Here is a 15,899-nt window from a genome sequence, read left to right on the forward strand (position 1 = left end):
GATATGAGCATGACCACGAATGTCATCAGCCTGGTGTCCATCGGCGCCCACCCCACCTCCGGCCGCCCGCGCCGCGCCGAGCAAGACGCCCGCGCAGTGGAGCTGGGTTTGCAACTGGCGGGGGATAAATTGCAGGTGCTGCACGCCGGCAACATCAATGAACCGACCTTGCGCAGTTACTTGGGCATGGGCTTGCCGCAACTGCATGTGCTGGAACAGCCAGCGGGCAGCGATGCCTTGCCAGTGCTCAGTGACTATCTGCGCGATGCTGGGGCCCAAGTGGTGCTGACTGGCAGCCAGGCGGAAACCGGTGAAGGCTCGGGCATGCTGCCGTTCTTGCTCGCCGAGCAATTGGGCTGGCCGCTGATTGTGGGGCTGGCGCAGGTGGAGTCCATCGACGGCGGTGTGGCCCACGTACTGCAAGCGTTGCCCCGTGGGCAGCGGCGGCGGTTGAAGGTGCGCTTGCCGTTTTTGGCCACGGTGGACAACGCCGCGCCCAAGCCACGGCAAAGTGCCTACGGCCCGGCGCAGCGCGGTGAATTGGCGGCCCATGAGGTTGAGGTTCAAGAGGATGAGTTGTTCACCGGCGCCGTGCTGCAACCGGCCAAGCCCCGGCCCAAGCGGCTCAAGGTGATCAAGGCCAAGAGCGGCGCGGATCGGATGAAAGCGGCCACGGCCAAGGCCAGTGGGGGCGGTGGGCAGGTGCTCAAGGGCGTGAGCCCGGAAGAAGGCGCCCAGGCGATTCTCAAGTTGTTGGTCGAAGAGGGCGTCGTGCGCTAATCCGAAAACGCTGAAGATCAAGTGTGGGAGCGGGCTTGCTCGCGAAGGCGGTGGATCAGTCAATGAATGGTTTGACTGACACACCGCCTTCGCGAGCAAGCCCGCTCCCACATTGGGTCCTCATTGTGCCTGGGGTGCTGGTGCGGGTGCCTGTACGGGCGCAGGCTTGGGTACCAAATCCGGCAACGGCGGCGGGAGCGCTTTCCAGTTGGCATCCGGCTGTTGCATCGGCGGCGGTATCGGCGGCGTCGGGTCGCCTCCGGTGGGCTTGAGGATCATTTTTTCGGTGGTATCACGCAGGATCATCCCCTCGGTTGAACTGCGCGCCTCGGTGCCGCTGTGAAAGGTACTGATCTGCGAGATCGGCAGGTCCAGGTTGCGTTCGATCCTGGGTGTCAGCAACAGGATGATCTCGGTCTTTTGCTGGGTATTGATGCTGGTGCCGAACAGCTTTTTTCCGATCCATGGAATCTGGCTCAGCCACGGCAGGCCAGAGCCTTCTTCGGTATCAGCGGTGCGGATCAGGCCCGAGACAATCTGGGTTTCATTGTTGCGTGCCGTGAGTAAAGTTTTGGTGGCGCGCGAACCCAGTTCAAAGGTGGCCGGTACGTTGTCCGAGGGAGGAATTCGCTTGGTGATATGGCTCATTTCCACATCCACTTCCAATTGCACTTCATCGCTGAGGCTGATGGTGGGTTTTAGCCTGATCTGCAAGCCCACATCCTGGTAGGACACCGACGACGTGGTGACCTGGTTGGCGGTGGTCGTTGTGACAACCGGGATTTTGTCGCCGATGTTGACCATGGCCTCTTCACGGTTGCGCACTCGCACCCGCGGGTTGGCCAAGGTCACTGTATTGCCGCTGCGTTGCAGCATATTGATGCGTGCCGAGGTGCTGCCGGTGTCCAGCAGTATGTTGTCACCGTTCAAGCCCCGGAGTGCGCTGAGGGGCACTCCCGCCAGCCCGGCTGGCACATTGGCCAGGTTGCCCACTGACAAACCAATGGCGTCCGGGTAGTCGATGCCCAGGTTTTGCTCGTCGGTCTTGAAGACCTCCAGCACTTGAATGGCGATGGTCACTTCGGCCTGGGCGATATCAATGGCCTCGACCATTTTTTCCACAGCGCTCAACGTATCGAGCCCGTCGCGCACGATCACCGCATTCAAGCGTTCGTCCACCAGCACTTCCTTGGGCTTGAGTACCTGCTTGATCTCGGCCGCGACGATTTTTGCGTCACCGTGGCTGAGGTAGAAGGTGCGCACTGCCAATTCGCGGTATTCGCGCTCTTTGTCGGGGCGCTTGGGGTAAATCAAAATCGTGTTGCGGTTGAGGATTTTCTTGTCCAGGCCCTGGGTGGTCAGCAGCAGGTTCAGTGCGTCTTCGGCAGTGGTGCGGCTGGCGGTCATGCTGGCGGCGGCGCTGGGGTTGACGTCTTTGTCGATGACAAAATTGACGCCGGACAGGCGGGCAATGGTCTCGAAAATCGTACTCAGGCTCTGGGAGCTGAACTCAAGGCTCAAGGGTTTACGCATGGCGTCGGACAGGTCGGCGCTGAGGTAATCAGCGCTCACCAGTTCGCGGGTCAGCGCATTGCGAAAATCCAGGGCCTCTCGGTAGTTGGGCTTTTGCGCGATGATCTGACGCACCAGGTTAAGCGCTTCCACCGGGTTATCGCGCTTCATTTCATAGGCCCGCGCCAGTTGCGGGCGCAATTGTTTCATCGCCTGGATACTCTGGATTTCCTGGCGTGCACCGAGGTTGCTGGGGTCGTACTTGAGGATGGTTTCCAGGGCGCGGATGGCGGCGGCGTCGTCATTGCGCATCAACGCTGCGCTGGCCTCGCGGCTGTATTGGGCCACCAACAATTCCAATTTGCTGAAATTGGCGGTGCGCAACTGGATATCGTCGGGGGCTTTCTTGGCTTCGGCTTGCAGCACCTCCACCGAGCGCACAATGTCGCCTTGCTGGCGTAGTTCATCGCTGTGCTTGATTGCATTTTGGGTCTGGCATGCACTGAGCAACGCCAGCATCAGGTTCAAGGACATTCTTGTACGAATCGGCATGAGCGTGTCCTTCCCCGGTCAGTGAGTGTCCAGGCGCAGGGTGCTGACATGCTTGAGCGGCATGTAGGTCAGCACCACGGCGGTGTCGGTGAGTTTGTCCAGGCGATAGTGAGCGTCGAGCATCTTGCCCGGCACGATGCGCCCCGGCACCGAGCAGCGGTTGCACAGGGTGTATTGGGTATTATTGCCGCGCAGTACGACGATTTTCGATTGGTTCTCGTAGCGCCATTGCGCGCTGACGGTGAAGGGCAGCGGCGGTGGTTTGGGCGGCGAGTTGTCCACCGCAGTGGGCGGCGGTGGCGCTGCCCAGGTTTGCGCGGGGAACAGGTCAATGACTGAGCCAGGTTGAGGCTCGGGTGTTGTGACTGGCGCACGTTCGGCGGGTTTGGCGATGACCGCCGTGGGCGCGCTGGCGGGGCTGTCCGGCGTGTCCTGCCAGAACAGCCAGCCGCAGCCGATCAGCGTGAGCAGCAACAGGATGCGCAGGTACAGTGGCAGCTTCATTCCACCACCCCCAGCACGCTCAGTTTGAGGTTGATATTCAGCAGGCCGCTGGTGATTTCCTTGCGTTCGAGCGTGAGGCTTTCGATGCGCACGGCCGGCTGTTGCGCGATGTCTACAAGCACCTCGCGCAACAGGTGGTAGGGCCCGACCAGGGGGATTTCCACGTCCAGGCGTTGCAGGCCGGTGTCGGCGGGTGCGGAGTAGGCCAGGGTGGTTTGTTCAATGACGAAGCCACGTTGGGAGATGATGCTTAGCAGCCGCTCCAGGCGCGGGGCGAAATCCTCGGCGCTGGGCATTTTTTCGACCACTGCCGGTTCGGTAACCTGCACCTCTTGGGGCTGCTCGGCGATACCGGCCTGCAGCTCCTGGCGCCGCTGTTGGTCGGCAACGCCTGCCGGGTGAATCACGCTGATTTCAATCACCAGCGCAGCCCCCATCATCGCCAGTGCCAGCAGGCCCCAGAAGCCCAGGCTTTGCTGCCATTGCATCAGGTACCAGCGCAGGCGCGGCAGGTGGCGGGTGAGGGCATCCATGGTCGGCTTACCCCGCGCCAACGACAAGTTTGACCTGCGTCGGGTGGTGCGGGTCGTTGGTCTTGAGGGCGCTTTGTTGCAGGTTGACATGCACCCCCGGCTGAGCGTTGAGCCGTTCGACAAAACGGAACGCATCGCCCAGTACCTTGGCCTCTAGATCCAGGTGCAACAGTTGGGTCTGGGTATTGACCTCTACTCGCGTCAACGCGATGTCTTTGGACCAGGCTTGGGCGACGGCGTCCATCAACGCAAAGGGCGTTGCCGATTGCCCGGTGAGCGCCGCCAGCTGTTGTTTTTGCCGGGGCGAGAGGCGGATGGCGGCCTGGATCAATTGCTCCTGGCGGCGTGTCAGTTGAATAAATTGCGCCTCAAGTTCATCGGTCTGGCGTTGTTGATGCTCCATGCGTTGCCAGTGTTGCCAGGTGATGAATATCAGGCCCACGGCGATCGCCCATAGCGCCACCACCAGCGGTCGATGAGTGGCGCTGGCGTGCTGGAAGTCGACCCCGGGCGCACGGGGTGCGCGCAGTTGCTGCCAGATGGGCTTCATTCGTGCAATTCCTCCAGCCAAGGGTGCAGTGGCCCAAGTCGGGATTGCGTGGGGCGGTTGGCAACCACCAACGTGGTGGGCGCGTGCTCCTGCGCCAGCAGGTCGGCGGTGAACAGGTTGTCGCTCAAGTCACTGCCGGGTTGGGTGGGCAGCACGCACACTTGATGGAGGGCGCCGTGTTGCCGATAGAGGCAACTGAGGCTTTCGGATTCGGACACCGCCAGCACGCAGTCGTCGGGCAATTTTCGCCAGTATTGCTGCGCCACGGCGGTCAGCAACGGTGTGCAGGTTATCAGTGGCAGGCGATGCAGCTTGAACAGCTCGCGCAGGTCGTGCAGCAATTCCCGCGAGACCGCCACAGCCAGGCGGTCGTAACCGAACCCGCCGCTGGCGATCTGCACCTGCCACCCTTCAGGATCGAAACCGGCCTGGTGTTCGAACGACGCTTGGGCAAAGCCTTGCCAGTCGGAAGGGCTGATGAGGCCGGGCTGCCACGGCAACATCAGGTAGTGCACATGAGGGAAACCCAGCAACACCGTGGCCCGGTCGAGGAAGCGCACACGGCCACGGGGCGCCTGCTCCAAGATGTGTGCACAGGCACCCAGCGGCTCGCCGTTCTGCTGCCCATGCCAGACCGCCGCGCCACGCCAGCGCTGGCGAGCAGCCCAGGCGGCGCCTGTGCTGTGCAGCCACACCACATGCTCAATAAAGGGAAATGACACGGTGGATCTCCTTGAGTGTGGTGTCGCCCTGGGCCGCATGGGCCAGGGCGATATCGCGGATAAACACATGGCCCGCTGCACGCGCCAGTTCACGCAAGGTGGACGCCGAGCTGCGGTTGAGCAGGCCTTCCTTGATGCTGTCGGTGACGGTCAGCACCTCCGCCAAGGCCAATCGGCCGCGATACCCCGTGTGACGGCAGGCCTCACAGCCTTTACCGACACGGTAGTGGCCGTGTTTGAGCTGGGCAGCGGGCAGTTGAGCGAGCCGCACGATTTCCGGGTCGGGCTTGGCGTCCATGCCGCAGTCCGGGCAAATGCGCCGCACCAGGCGTTGGGCGACCACCCCATTGAGGGCTTCGACAAAACTTGGCGGGTCCACGCCCATGTAGGTAAAGCGTTCCAGCACACTGAACGCACTGTTGGCGTGCACCGAGGACATCACCAAGTGCCCGGTAAGCGCGGCCTGCACGGCGATGCCAGCGGTTTCGCCATCGCGGATTTCCCCCACCAGAATCGTGTCCGGGTCGTGTCGCAGGATCGAGCGCAGACCACGGGCGAAGGTCAGGCCCTTCTTGTCGTTCACCGGGATCTGCAACACGCCGGGCAGTTCGTACTCCACGGGGTCTTCGATGGTGATGATTTTTTTCTCGCCGGTATTGGTCTCCGACAAGGCTGCGTACAGCGTGGTGGATTTGCCGCTGCCGGTGGGCCCGGTGACCAGCAACATGCCGTAGGGTTCGCTGGCCAGCCTGCGGATGCGCGCGATGGTGTCGGCGGCCAGGCCGAGGTTTTCCAGGCTTAGCGATTCGCCCCGTTGCGACTTGTCGAGGATGCGCAGCACGGCATCTTCGCCATGAATGCTGGGCATGATCGACACGCGAAAATCCACTTCGCGGCCCTGGATTTTCATCTTGAAACGCCCGTCCTGGGGCACGCGGCGCTCGCCGATATCCAGCTCCGACAGCACCTTGATCCGCGACAGCGCCTGCTCGGCCTGATCCAACCCGCTGGCCTGGCCCATCTGCTGCAACACGCCGTCGATGCGGTACTTGATCACCAGGCCCACGGGTGTGGTTTCCACATGGATATCACTGGCGCGGCTTTGCAGCGCATCGAACAGCATGGAATTGACCAGCCGCACCACCGGATTGTCGTCGCGGGCGATGCTGCTCAGGGAGATCTCTTGGGCGGCCTGGCCGACGCGGGCGTTTTCGTCGTCTTCGCCGAAGGGTTGCATCACCCGCTGGCTGGCTTCGGCCAGTTTCAGCTGGGCCATGACCGCGCCCGGCAGGCTCATGGCCAATGGCAGGGCGCGCAGGCCGGGGGTGGACTGAATCCAGTAGCGGTTGGTGAGGGTAAAGGGCTCCCCCAGCACCAGGCAGGGGTGGCCCTGGTAGTCCAGTGGCAGCACGTTGTGCACCAGCGCCTGGGGCAGTGACAGCAAGTCAAAACGCCAATGCTCGGCCAGGTGAGCGGGGTCAATGGCGAGCAAACCCAGGGGGGCGGCGATGGTCGTCAGTTGCTCCGGCGCCTTGTTCAACACTTCCAGTAGGTAATTGGCCAGGGGCAGTCCGCGCTGCTGCGCCAGTGTCTGCCATTGCCGTGTCAGTTCGCTCATGGCGCTACCCCTGGATGGACCCGGCCAGTTCAAAAATCGGCATGTACAGCATGAACACAATCAGGCCGATCAAACCGCCCACCACCAGCATCAGCAGGGGCTCGAAGACTTTGCTGAACAACTCGATGGCGCGCTCCAGCGCCTCGTCGTGAAACTGCGCGATGCGTTCGCACATCGACGCCAATTCGCCGCTTTGTTCGCCCACCCGCAACAGGCGTTCGGCGACGGCAGTGGTCAGTTGGTGGCGGGCCAGGGAAGTGGACAGTGGCTGGCCGGCCTGAATCTCGGTCATGGCCTGGCGCAAGTCGCCCTGACGCTCTGGCGGCAGTAACGCGCCGGACAACTCCACGGCCGTGACCACGGGCATGCCGCCCATCAGCAACATCCCGGCGGTGCGATAAAACCGCGCGAGGATAAACAACGTGCGCTGGGCGCCCAGGCTGGGGATCTTCCAGAACAGGTTGGCGGCGCGGCGCTTGAAGGCGGCGCTGCGCAACAACAGCACCAGGGCGACAATCGCCAGCAGCAGGCCGATCAGCAACTCCATCCCCCGGGTGTCCACCAACGCGCCCCACCACACCATGAAGCGCGCGGTGGCGGGCAGATCGGCCACCGCATCGAACACCGAGGCAAAGCGCGGGATCACGAAAAACAACAGGAACACTAGGATCAACGCCCCTACGCTCAACACCACCAAGGGGTACATCAGCGCGCCGCTGACGCGTTTTTTCACGGTCTCCAAGTGAGCTTCGAAATGGTGATAACGGCGCAGGGCCACGGCCAATTGGCCGCTGTGTTCGGAGGACGCCACAGTGGCGATCAACAGCGACGGGAAGGTCTGGGGCTTGAGTTGCATGGCCTTGGACAGGGAGTTGCCCTCGTACATTGAGGCCAGCAAGTCGCTCATCACCTGGCGGTTGATGCCGGGCGGGGCTTTGTCGCGCAGGGTTTCCACGGCCTCCACCAGTACCAGGCCGGCGTCCAGCAGCACCACCAGTTCCTGGATAAACAGGCCCAGGGCGAATTTGGCGCGGCGGCTGGGCAACTTGAGCTGGCGCCGCGTCTTGAGGGAAACAACCTGCGCGCCGTCGGCTTGCAACTGGCGGCGGGCCTGGGCCAGGTCGATGGCTTGCACGCGCAGGGTGTGCAAATGCCCATCGCGGATGATGCGGGCGTCAACGTCGATCATGGTGTTTGCCTCGCCAGTTGCTGGCGTTGTTGCACCAGCTCGCCGTAGTAGCGCCACACCGCCAGGGCATAACGTGTACGGCGCGCTTCGCGATCCGCTCTTACGCCCGCGTTATAGGCGCCGACGGCTTGCCAGCCGTAGCCCTTTTCTTGAATAAACCCAGCCAGGATCCACGCACCGACCATCACGCTGGTGCAGGGCTGGGTGATCAGGTGTTGCTCGGTGATGCCAAACTGTGCGAGGGCGGGCAAGTGGCGGCTGTTGATCTGCATCAGGCCGATGTCTTGGCTGCCGTCGCCGTTGATATTGCGTGCACGGGGGTTGAGGTTGGATTCGACCTTCGCGATGGCGTACAGCAACAGCGGATCGACGTGATAACGGGTGGCCGCCAATTGCCAGCAGTTGGCCTGGGCCGTGCCCGAGAGGCACAGCACAATCAGGGCAAGCGCCAGCGTGCGCATGTCACAGGCCGTACACGATATCGGCGTAGGTGTTCTCGCCACCGGCCTTGCCGTCGCGCCCCAACGAGATGATTTCTGCATCGTTGGGCGGGGTGCCGGGGTTCTTGAACAGATACGGGTTGCCCCACGGGTCGGGCGGCAACGCCTTTAAATAAGGCCCCTGCCAATTGCTGGCGTTGGCGGGGCGTGTGGTCAGTGCGTTCAGGCCGAGGGCTTCATCGGGGTAGTTGCCAGTGTCCAGGCGGTACTGGTTCAAGGCATCCGCCAGTGACTTCATCTGGCCCTGGGCGGTTTGGACTTTGGCCAACTCCAGGCGGTCGAACATCTTGGGGCCGACGTAGCCGGCGAGGAGGGCGATGATGAGTAGGACGACCAGCAGCTCCAACAGCGTGAAACCGCGCTTGGGGCTGTGGATAAATGAGAGTGTGCGCATGGAAATACCCTGTGGGAGGCCAAGGTAAGGCGGTTGTGAATAACTCTCCCGGCCCGCTGTTTAGACGGGCACCGCCGGTAGGACTGCGTTAGAACCAATACATATTCAACTGTAGCGTTGCCCGATATAAGGCGCCGTGAGGCGCCCTATAACGTTTGGCGCTAGCGCTTATCCAATAACTGAATATGCGTTAGCACGCTGGCCGGTCATTGAACTTCGTCCCAAGCCATTGTCCAGTTCGTACCCTCGCCAGGCTCAAAATAGCTGGCAGCTCCTGCACACCATGCAGTGACAGGCCAACTTTTACACTTATAGTTTTTACCGTTGTTGCTCACGATATCGCCGTCCTTATAGTCGGTACCTTCCACATAGGGCGGATGGTTCCCACCGCCAGTGCCTGGCGTAACAGTGAATTTAGAACTCGCTGTAGCAGTTTTGCCATTTTGCTGATCACGAACAATAAGCTCTGCTGTGAAAACGCTTGGAGCCACGACATTGTAGGCTTTGCCGCTGGCAGTGCTACCGCTTTGCGAGCCTTCCAACCCAGGGATTGCCCATTGGTAGACCAGTGGTTTATTGCTGCCTGTCGACCCTGTGCCACTAAACGTAAAGGCTTCTCCCGACTTCAGTGAGGTGGGTCCGCTTATCCGCGCGATAGGAGCATCAGGTTTGACCGGCGTTTGTCCATCCCCCGGGATGATCGACATGGCCTGTGTGTAACTAGGGTTAGTCACGTAAACCTTATTGATTAGAGCATCCGTAGGGTTAAATTTGACTGCCGAACCATTGAGCTCACCGATCTTCGCAACAGAAGGATCGACTTGAACAGCTATTTGTTCGCCCCACTGGCCCGGCCCCATATTGGAGCTATTGAGCAACTGGGTGATATCGACCAACTCCTTCTTCGACGAGTCGCTCCCGAATATCCGAAAATGCACTTTGTCACCAGGTTTGGCGACTTGCATATCTGCATTGATGAACGCGCCAATATCGGTCAGTGGATCAGGCACACCTCCCCCCAGAAACGCTACATCTGAACAAGAAATGAAGAATTCGCCATCGGGGTCATCTCGAACCCAGACTCCCACAATCAGACCACCGCCCGAGGCGTTGCTTGGTATAGGACGTGTGATCAAGAAAAACCCCGAGGCTCCGGAAATAACGGGTGGTTTTTGCCAGTTTGTACTCGCCACCGTGAGGTTTTCAGGCTGCCCCAAAGGGATCAAATCACTCCATTTCAAAACATCCGTGGCGCTGTTAAAACCCGTACGCGTAACAAACGGGTAAAAAGTGCTCGGTACGTGTGGCGCAGTCCCAATAAGACGCATAGTCAATGGTTGCCCAGGCTGAACAACGGTCTTTGTCCACCAAGGCGTTGGATAATCCAAACTGGCTTTTCTCGGGTCATTCACTGCGCATATCTGGCCATCTTTGATGATGTTCTGGATCTGTGCGATCGTAGGGTTATTAATATGCGGAATGTGTGCAACTTCGTTCCATTGTTGTGCGGGAAATGCCCATTCAGCAGGCGTATTGAAGGTCGCGGTGGATGATTCTCTACAGCCTCTATCCACAATGGCGGACCCATCCGTTGATGGCCAGAATCCGCCAGTAACCTGGCAGTTCATAGCACGTGTCTGCGGAGTGTCCAGCGCACCATGTGCCCAGCTTAGAACTGGCGCCAGGCATAACGCCGCCAACGTCCACTTAATAATGTTTTTTCTGTACTTATTCATGCTCTAGTCCACCTTCAATTCAGATAAACAAGTTCCGAACTGCTGGAACGATCAGTGTGATTTATTCAATTACCATCATTGGTCAGCTGATCTCCCATGGGAGCGGTGCGGGTTGCAGGATTACTCTGTACAGAGCCATACAGAAACACCCACCCTTGATAACTACCTTGCCCTGTAAAACTTTGATTGGCGGCTATAAAGTTGCCTTGTTTGAACGGTGTGCCCTTGGCCTTGCTGAACACGCCCATGATGGTTTCTCCCGGTCCTTCAACCACACCCCACTCGGCGGTGCCGGTCAGGGGATCGGCGTAGGCGCGGCGCAGGTAGCGCTTGATCGTCGGTTGGCGGCGGTCGAGCACCAGGTCTTCAAGGGACTTGGGAAAGGTATTGCCCTCGCGGTAATACAGCCCAATCGCCCGACGTATCTCATTGCCCCGCGCCAACAACTCCAACTCCCGCTCGCGCTGCAACACGCTGGACCACAGCGTGCCCACTTCCATCAACATCACGGCCACTACGGCCACCGTCACCAACATGCCCATGAACACCGAGCCGTGTTGGCGCTGTTTACCAGTCGGCATAGGCGCTCCCGTCCTTGGCGCTGCCAGGCGCGCCGCTGCGAACGTCGCCCAGGCCTTGTTCGTCCGAGGGTTGCAGTTGCCAGGTGTCGCGGCTGCCTGTGACCGGGTCTTTGGGCACCTCGCGCAGGTAGCGTTTATCCACCAGGGCTTGCAGGGAGTCGGGGTTGGCGCCGTGGTCTTCGCGGTACTGGTCCAGCGCCTGGCGGATGGAGGACAGGTTATGGCGCAGCACGGTTTCCTGGGCCTTGGCGTGCTGGCGGAAATACTGGGGGGTCACCAGGGTCATGAGGGTGGCGATGATGGCCATCACCACCAGCAGTTCGATCAGGGTGAACCCCTGATTACCACTGGCTGTATAACGTTCCATTCAAACTCTCCCGGGTGCTGCGGGATGAAACGTCGAATACATCTTCTCCCTCTTGTGGGTTGTCGGCGGTGCTTTTGTAGCTGCGCAGTTGCCAGGTTTGTTCGGGCGCACGGTCGGGGCACTCGCACACGGGGTCGCGGGGAATGCGGCGTAGGAAATAGAGTTTGTTGCCTTGCAGGTTGGTTTTATCCGTGACGCCTTCAACCAATACTTGCAGGCTGGGGGGGTAACCACTGGCGCTGACGCTCTTTTCAATGCGGCCGTCGTCGGAAGCTTCTTTGTAGGAATCAATCGCGCGCCGTATCTCCCGCAACGAACGTTGCAAGTCCAGTTCCCGGTCGCGTTTACCCATCAATGCCGTCAGCGGATAAGCCACTGTCGCGAGCGTGGCCAGCAGGGCCAGCGTCAGTAGCAATTCAATCAGCGTAAAACCTGTGGCGCAGTGATGGCGGGGTTTACCCTGCCCTATCACCGTGGTGTCTCCTGTTGTCCTGCCAAGGACTTCCGCATTAACCCAGGCTTGTGAAATGAACTGCAAGGGAGAGTGTAGATGCTGGATGTTTTTTGTACAGTTGCCGCTGTTACCCACAATGGCTGTGAGCGTAGCTGTGGATAAGGTGTTCGTGGCTGCCTGCAGGCCATGTGAATAAAGGGTTACAGGCCGTTGTACGAAAAATGACCAGACTAAGTTACGGTTTTTACGAAGGTTTTTGTGTGGATAAGCACGTTACGCGAGCCGGAGTTGCCCCCAAAGTCTGTTGGCGCTTCTGTGGATAAGATGTTTGCTATCGGCTGTAGACCATATAAACAGTGGTTTACAGGCTTTAGATCAAAAAGTGATCAAATTGGCGCCAGATGAGAATCAAAACCTGCATACCCCCGGTTTATGACGGTTTGGTCGGGTTTTCCACAGCACTTTGGAAGTTACACCCAATCTCTGTTGGCGGTTCTGTGGATAAGGTGTTTGCGTACCGCTACAAGCTACGTAAAACATGGTGTGCAGAGATGTGGTTAATAATTGATCAGGTGTGGGTTGAAACCGTGAAGTTGAATAAGTCACGGATTTTCTTCGGTTAATTTCCACGGGCAAGCACAGTTGCCCACAATTGCTGTGGGTGGCTTTGTGGATAAGTTGTTGGGTAAAGGCTGGAGGCCAGGTAGTTACAGGGCTGCAAGGCAGTTGATCAAATTTCGAACGCTAGGCGGCCAAATGTATGCGGGCTCTTGTGGCGAGGGAGCTTGCTCCCGCTGGGGTGCGAAGCGCCCCCAAAAAGCCGGAGACTGCTACGCAGTCAGCGGGAGCAAGCTCCCTCGCCACAGCAAGCCCGCTCCCACATGTTTTATTCGTGTACGGCAACACCTTTGAGGTAGGGCGCCGGCGCTGCACCCAGGTTGCTGAGCATGCGCTCGCTGTACCAATCCACGAAGTTCACCACGCCGAACTCGTACGTCTTGGAATACGGGCCAGGCTGGTAGGCGGTGGAGTTGATACCGCGCTGGTTCTCCTCAGCCAGGCGACGGTCCTGGTCGTTGGTGGCGTCCCACACCTGGCGCATGCGCTCCACGTCGTAGTCCACGCCTTCGACCGCGTCCTTGTGCACGATCCACTTGGTGGTGACCATGGTTTCCTGGGCGCTGATCGGCCACACGGTGAACACAATGATGTGATCGCCCATGCAGTGGTTCCACGAGTGGGGCAGGTGCAGGATGCGCATCGAGCCCAGGTCCGGGTTCTGGATGCGGCCCATCAGTTTGGCGCAGCCTTGTTTGCCATCCAGGGTCATCGACACAGTGCCCTTGAGCAGTGGCATGCGCACGATGCGGTTACGCAGGCCGAAGCTGGCGTGGGCGTAGGGGATCTTCTCGGCGTCCCACGCGGCAGCGGAGGCGGCGACGTGGTCCTTGAACGCCTGGTCGGCGCGTGGGTCGGTGACGTCGTCCCATTCCAGCAGGGTTTTCAGCAACTCGGGGTGCGACGCGTTGCAGTGGTAGCACTCGCGGTTGTTTTCCAGCACCAGCTTCCAGTTGGCTTTTTCGAACAAGGTGGTCTGGATCGCCACCTTGGTGTTCTCCATGTCGTACGGTTCCATGTAATGGCTCAGTGTCGACAGGAAGTCATCGATGGCCGGCGGGTTCTCGGCCAGGCTGATAAAGATATAGCCGCCGGCGGTTTTCACGTTCACGGGCTTCAAGCCATATTGCTTCATGTCGAAGTCGGCACCCATCTCGGTGCCGGCGAACAGCAGGCGGCCGTCCAGCTCGTAGGTCCACTGGTGGTAGTGGCAGACGAGTTTGGCGACCTTGCCCTTGTCGCTGGTGCACAAGCGCGAACCACGGTGGCGGCACACGTTGTGGAACGCATGCACCACGCCGTCGGCGCCACGGATCACGATGATCGGGTTCTTGCCCACTTGCAGGGTCAGGTAGTTGCCCTTGGTAGGAATTTCGCAGGTCATGCCGGCGATCAACCACTCTTTCTGAAAGATCTCCTGCATGTCGATATCGAACAGCCGCTCATCAGAGTAAAACGGCTGTGGCAGCGAGAAGGTGCGCTCGCGCTCTTGCAGCATTTGCGCGGTGGCCTTGCGTGCGGGTTCCAGCGGATCGCCCAAGCTTAAGGTTGCGGTGACGTCCATCGTGTGTGTCCTCATGGCCATTCTGTGTGGCCGGCGAATAGTGGCTACGGTTAGTGCAATGCAAGGCGTAAAGAATGCGTTGTTGTTGGCTGCGAGTGTGGGGCCGCCGATGCGCCGAACCTTATCCATGGGCGACATGGCCCAATCTGTTCCCGACGCGCAACCCCCGGTCGTTGGGGGCTGGTCGCGATAAGTATGTGAATGTCGCAGATAGGTAAATGGGCGAATCCGGCGTTACGCAGAATCGCCACCATAAGGCCGACATCGGCGGTGGAGAACAACATGTCTAATAATTTCCTGAATCCGGTAACCACCCAGACCTGGGCCAATGGTCGGCACATCGTCCGGTGCGTCAAAGTCATCCAGGAAACCTGGGACGTACGCACCTTCTGTTTTATGGCCGACCAGCCAATTCTGTTCTTTTTCAAGCCAGGGCAGTTCGTCACCCTGGAGCTGGAAATCGAAGGGCAGCCGATCATGCGGTCCTACACCATTTCCAGCTCGCCGTCGGTGCCCTACAGCTTCTCGGTGACCATCAAGCGCGTGCCGGGCGGCAAGGTCTCCAACTGGTTGCACGACACCTTGCATGAAGGCCAGGAGCTGGCGGTACACGGGCCGGTGGGGTTGTTCAATGCCATCGACTTCCCGAGCCCGAAAGTGCTGTACCTCAGTGGCGGGGTGGGGATCACTCCGGTGATGTCCATGGCGCGCTGGTTCTACGACACCAACGCCAACGTCGACATGACGTTTATCCACAGCGCCCGCTCGCCCAAAGACATCATCTACCACCGTGAGCTGGAGCACATGGCGTCGCGGATCGACAATTTCAGCCTGCACCTGATCTGTGAGAAACACGGTCTGGGCGAGCCGTGGGCCGGGTATCGCGGCTACTTAAACCACAAGATGCTCGAACTGATGGTGCCCGACTTCCTTGAGCGCGAAGTGTTCTGCTGCGGCCCTACGCCGTATATGAACGCGGTGAAGCGCCTGCTGGAAGTGGCCGGCTTTGATATGGCGCGCTATCACGAGGAGTCCTTCGGTGCCACGCCGCCGGAAGCCCGCGCCGATGCGGTGGAACAAGCCGAACAAGCGGCGGATGCGCCGGAAGTGGATTTGGCGGACCTGCACCAGGTGGAATTTATTGCCTCGGGCAAAAGCATCCGCGTGGCCCCAGGCGAAACCGTGCATGCGGCGGCGGCCAAGCTTGGCCTGTTGATCCCGAAAGCCTGCGGCATGGGGATCTGTGGGACGTGCAAGGTGATGAAGCTAGGGGGCGAAGTGGAAATGGAGCACAACGGCGGGATTACCGAGGAGGACGAGGCCGAGGGTTACATCTTGTCGTGCTGCAGCGTGCCGAAGGGCGATGTGCGTATCGAGTTCTGACTAATGCCACCGATCTAGTTGTGGGAGGGGGTAGGACCCCTCCCACAATCAGTGCTTAACGCACAAACAGGTTAATGATGTATGCGCCTGATGCTGTCATTTCGAACTCTTTCCCGGTGACAGTAAAGTGCCTTGAAGGCTCGATAATGGTATCACCGACGTTCGCCAGCTTCCGGAGGTCGTCCAGGCTGATGAGGGTGGCGTTAGTGGTGTCTTGCAGCTGAGCATCTGTTGTGTAGCGCTGAATTTCCATGGTGTTGCCCTCTATAGGATGTCCATTTCCAGCCGAATGTTCGGCAGGCAGTCAGCCCCGAAGTAACGCGTCCGTTTGTTCGGGGTGAC

General features: G+C 59.8%; 17 protein-coding genes. 2 read left to right on the forward strand and 15 right to left on the reverse strand.

Annotation, left to right across the window (positions count from 1 at the left end; all coding sequences use genetic code 11):
* Positions 1 to 9: 9 nt before the first annotated feature.
* Positions 10 to 780, forward strand: coding sequence for an electron transfer flavoprotein subunit beta (locus tag ACLD1Y_RS02445; protein WP_429475116.1), 771 nt, complete (start codon positions 10 to 12; stop codon positions 778 to 780).
* Positions 781 to 900: 120 nt separating this feature from the next.
* On the opposite strand, the gene ACLD1Y_RS02450 is transcribed toward ACLD1Y_RS02445, so the two are convergent.
* The 14 genes from ACLD1Y_RS02450 to gbcA form a co-directional block, all read right to left on the reverse strand.
* Positions 901 to 2,844 carry a secretin N-terminal domain-containing protein gene (locus tag ACLD1Y_RS02450; RefSeq protein WP_429475118.1) on the reverse strand — a complete coding sequence of 648 codons (1,944 nt, stop codon included), beginning with the start codon at positions 2,842 to 2,844 and terminating at the stop codon, positions 901 to 903.
* A gap of 18 nt (positions 2,845 to 2,862) precedes the next feature.
* The gene (locus ACLD1Y_RS02455; protein ID WP_429475120.1) at positions 2,863 to 3,348 is read right to left on the reverse strand and encodes a hypothetical protein; all 486 of its coding nucleotides are present in this window, start codon (positions 3,346 to 3,348) and stop codon (positions 2,863 to 2,865) included.
* Positions 3,345 to 3,881, reverse strand: coding sequence for a hypothetical protein (locus ACLD1Y_RS02460; RefSeq protein WP_429475122.1), 537 nt, complete (start codon positions 3,879 to 3,881; stop codon positions 3,345 to 3,347). The genes ACLD1Y_RS02455 and ACLD1Y_RS02460 overlap by 4 nt, the downstream gene beginning before the upstream one ends.
* A 7-nt stretch (positions 3,882 to 3,888) precedes the next feature.
* Positions 3,889 to 4,431 (reverse strand): hypothetical protein, encoded by a 543-nt coding sequence (locus ACLD1Y_RS02465; protein ID WP_429475124.1) that lies wholly within the window; start codon positions 4,429 to 4,431, stop codon positions 3,889 to 3,891.
* Entirely contained in the window at positions 4,428 to 5,153 is a 726-nt protein-coding gene (locus tag ACLD1Y_RS02470; protein WP_429475126.1) for a hypothetical protein, read from the reverse strand. Before ACLD1Y_RS02470 ends, ACLD1Y_RS02465 begins: the two co-directional genes overlap by 4 nt.
* A complete protein-coding gene (locus ACLD1Y_RS02475; RefSeq protein ID WP_429475128.1) occupies positions 5,134 to 6,771 on the reverse strand; it encodes a GspE/PulE family protein in 1,638 nt (545 codons plus the stop codon). The genes ACLD1Y_RS02470 and ACLD1Y_RS02475 overlap by 20 nt, the downstream gene beginning before the upstream one ends.
* Positions 6,772 to 6,775: 4 nt before the next feature.
* Entirely contained in the window at positions 6,776 to 7,960 is a 1,185-nt protein-coding gene (locus ACLD1Y_RS02480; protein ID WP_429475130.1) for a type II secretion system F family protein, read from the reverse strand.
* A complete protein-coding gene (locus ACLD1Y_RS02485; protein ID WP_429475131.1) occupies positions 7,957 to 8,421 on the reverse strand; it encodes a transglycosylase SLT domain-containing protein in 465 nt (154 codons plus the stop codon). The genes ACLD1Y_RS02480 and ACLD1Y_RS02485 overlap by 4 nt, the downstream gene beginning before the upstream one ends.
* A 1-nt stretch (position 8,422) precedes the next feature.
* Complete coding sequence (gene gspG, locus ACLD1Y_RS02490; RefSeq protein ID WP_429475133.1) at positions 8,423 to 8,854, reverse strand: type II secretion system major pseudopilin GspG; 432 nt, start codon at positions 8,852 to 8,854, stop codon at positions 8,423 to 8,425.
* A 206-nt stretch (positions 8,855 to 9,060) separates the two neighbouring features.
* A complete protein-coding gene (locus ACLD1Y_RS02495) occupies positions 9,061 to 10,590 on the reverse strand; it encodes a lytic polysaccharide monooxygenase (protein ID WP_429475135.1) in 1,530 nt (509 codons plus the stop codon).
* Between the two features lie 65 nt (positions 10,591 to 10,655).
* Positions 10,656 to 11,171 (reverse strand): type II secretion system protein, encoded by a 516-nt coding sequence (locus ACLD1Y_RS02500; protein ID WP_429475137.1) that lies wholly within the window; start codon positions 11,169 to 11,171, stop codon positions 10,656 to 10,658.
* Positions 11,158 to 11,538 (reverse strand): type II secretion system protein, encoded by a 381-nt coding sequence (locus ACLD1Y_RS02505; protein ID WP_429475139.1) that lies wholly within the window; start codon positions 11,536 to 11,538, stop codon positions 11,158 to 11,160. Before ACLD1Y_RS02505 ends, ACLD1Y_RS02500 begins: the two co-directional genes overlap by 14 nt.
* A complete protein-coding gene (locus ACLD1Y_RS02510) occupies positions 11,513 to 12,007 on the reverse strand; it encodes a prepilin-type N-terminal cleavage/methylation domain-containing protein (protein WP_429475374.1) in 495 nt (164 codons plus the stop codon). The genes ACLD1Y_RS02505 and ACLD1Y_RS02510 overlap by 26 nt, the downstream gene beginning before the upstream one ends.
* An 871-nt stretch (positions 12,008 to 12,878) precedes the next feature.
* Positions 12,879 to 14,174, reverse strand: a complete 1,296-nt coding sequence (gene gbcA / locus ACLD1Y_RS02515; RefSeq protein WP_429475141.1) for a glycine-betaine demethylase subunit GbcA — start codon at positions 14,172 to 14,174, stop codon at positions 12,879 to 12,881.
* A 282-nt stretch (positions 14,175 to 14,456) separates the two neighbouring features.
* Between gbcA and gbcB the strand changes: the two genes are divergently transcribed.
* Complete coding sequence (gbcB, locus tag ACLD1Y_RS02520) at positions 14,457 to 15,557, forward strand: glycine-betaine demethylase subunit GbcB (RefSeq protein WP_124527192.1); 1,101 nt, start codon at positions 14,457 to 14,459, stop codon at positions 15,555 to 15,557.
* Positions 15,558 to 15,612: 55 nt separating this feature from the next.
* Here gbcB and ACLD1Y_RS02525 read toward each other — a convergent pair whose 3' ends face one another.
* Positions 15,613 to 15,810, reverse strand: a complete 198-nt coding sequence (locus tag ACLD1Y_RS02525; RefSeq protein WP_429475143.1) for a hypothetical protein — start codon at positions 15,808 to 15,810, stop codon at positions 15,613 to 15,615.
* Positions 15,811 to 15,899 lie beyond the last annotated feature (89 nt).

The sequence above is a fragment of the Pseudomonas sp. 18175 genome, from assembly GCF_050432925.1.
In the GTDB taxonomy this organism is placed as follows: domain Bacteria; phylum Pseudomonadota; class Gammaproteobacteria; order Pseudomonadales; family Pseudomonadaceae; genus Aquipseudomonas.

Excerpts from the sequence above, each read along its gene's own strand:
- ACLD1Y_RS02445 (WP_429475116.1), top strand. The coding sequence starts at position 10 with ATGACCACGAATGTCATCAGCCTGGTGTCCATCGGCGCCCACCCCACC.
- ACLD1Y_RS02450 (WP_429475118.1), bottom strand. The coding sequence starts at position 2,844 with ATGCCGATTCGTACAAGAATGTCCTTGAACCTGATGCTGGCGTTGCTC.
- ACLD1Y_RS02455 (WP_429475120.1), bottom strand. The coding sequence starts at position 3,348 with ATGAAGCTGCCACTGTACCTGCGCATCCTGTTGCTGCTCACGCTGATC.
- ACLD1Y_RS02460 (WP_429475122.1), bottom strand. The coding sequence starts at position 3,881 with ATGGATGCCCTCACCCGCCACCTGCCGCGCCTGCGCTGGTACCTGATG.
- ACLD1Y_RS02465 (WP_429475124.1), bottom strand. The coding sequence starts at position 4,431 with ATGAAGCCCATCTGGCAGCAACTGCGCGCACCCCGTGCGCCCGGGGTC.
- ACLD1Y_RS02475 (WP_429475128.1), bottom strand. The coding sequence starts at position 6,771 with ATGAGCGAACTGACACGGCAATGGCAGACACTGGCGCAGCAGCGCGGA.
- ACLD1Y_RS02480 (WP_429475130.1), bottom strand. The coding sequence starts at position 7,960 with ATGATCGACGTTGACGCCCGCATCATCCGCGATGGGCATTTGCACACC.
- ACLD1Y_RS02485 (WP_429475131.1), bottom strand. The coding sequence starts at position 8,421 with ATGCGCACGCTGGCGCTTGCCCTGATTGTGCTGTGCCTCTCGGGCACG.
- gspG (WP_429475133.1), bottom strand. The coding sequence starts at position 8,854 with ATGCGCACACTCTCATTTATCCACAGCCCCAAGCGCGGTTTCACGCTG.
- ACLD1Y_RS02495 (WP_429475135.1), bottom strand. The coding sequence starts at position 10,590 with ATGAATAAGTACAGAAAAAACATTATTAAGTGGACGTTGGCGGCGTTA.
- ACLD1Y_RS02500 (WP_429475137.1), bottom strand. The coding sequence starts at position 11,171 with ATGCCGACTGGTAAACAGCGCCAACACGGCTCGGTGTTCATGGGCATG.
- ACLD1Y_RS02505 (WP_429475139.1), bottom strand. The coding sequence starts at position 11,538 with ATGGAACGTTATACAGCCAGTGGTAATCAGGGGTTCACCCTGATCGAA.
- gbcA (WP_429475141.1), bottom strand. The coding sequence starts at position 14,174 with ATGGACGTCACCGCAACCTTAAGCTTGGGCGATCCGCTGGAACCCGCA.
- gbcB (WP_124527192.1), top strand. The coding sequence starts at position 14,457 with ATGTCTAATAATTTCCTGAATCCGGTAACCACCCAGACCTGGGCCAAT.
- ACLD1Y_RS02525 (WP_429475143.1), bottom strand. The coding sequence starts at position 15,810 with ATGGAAATTCAGCGCTACACAACAGATGCTCAGCTGCAAGACACCACT.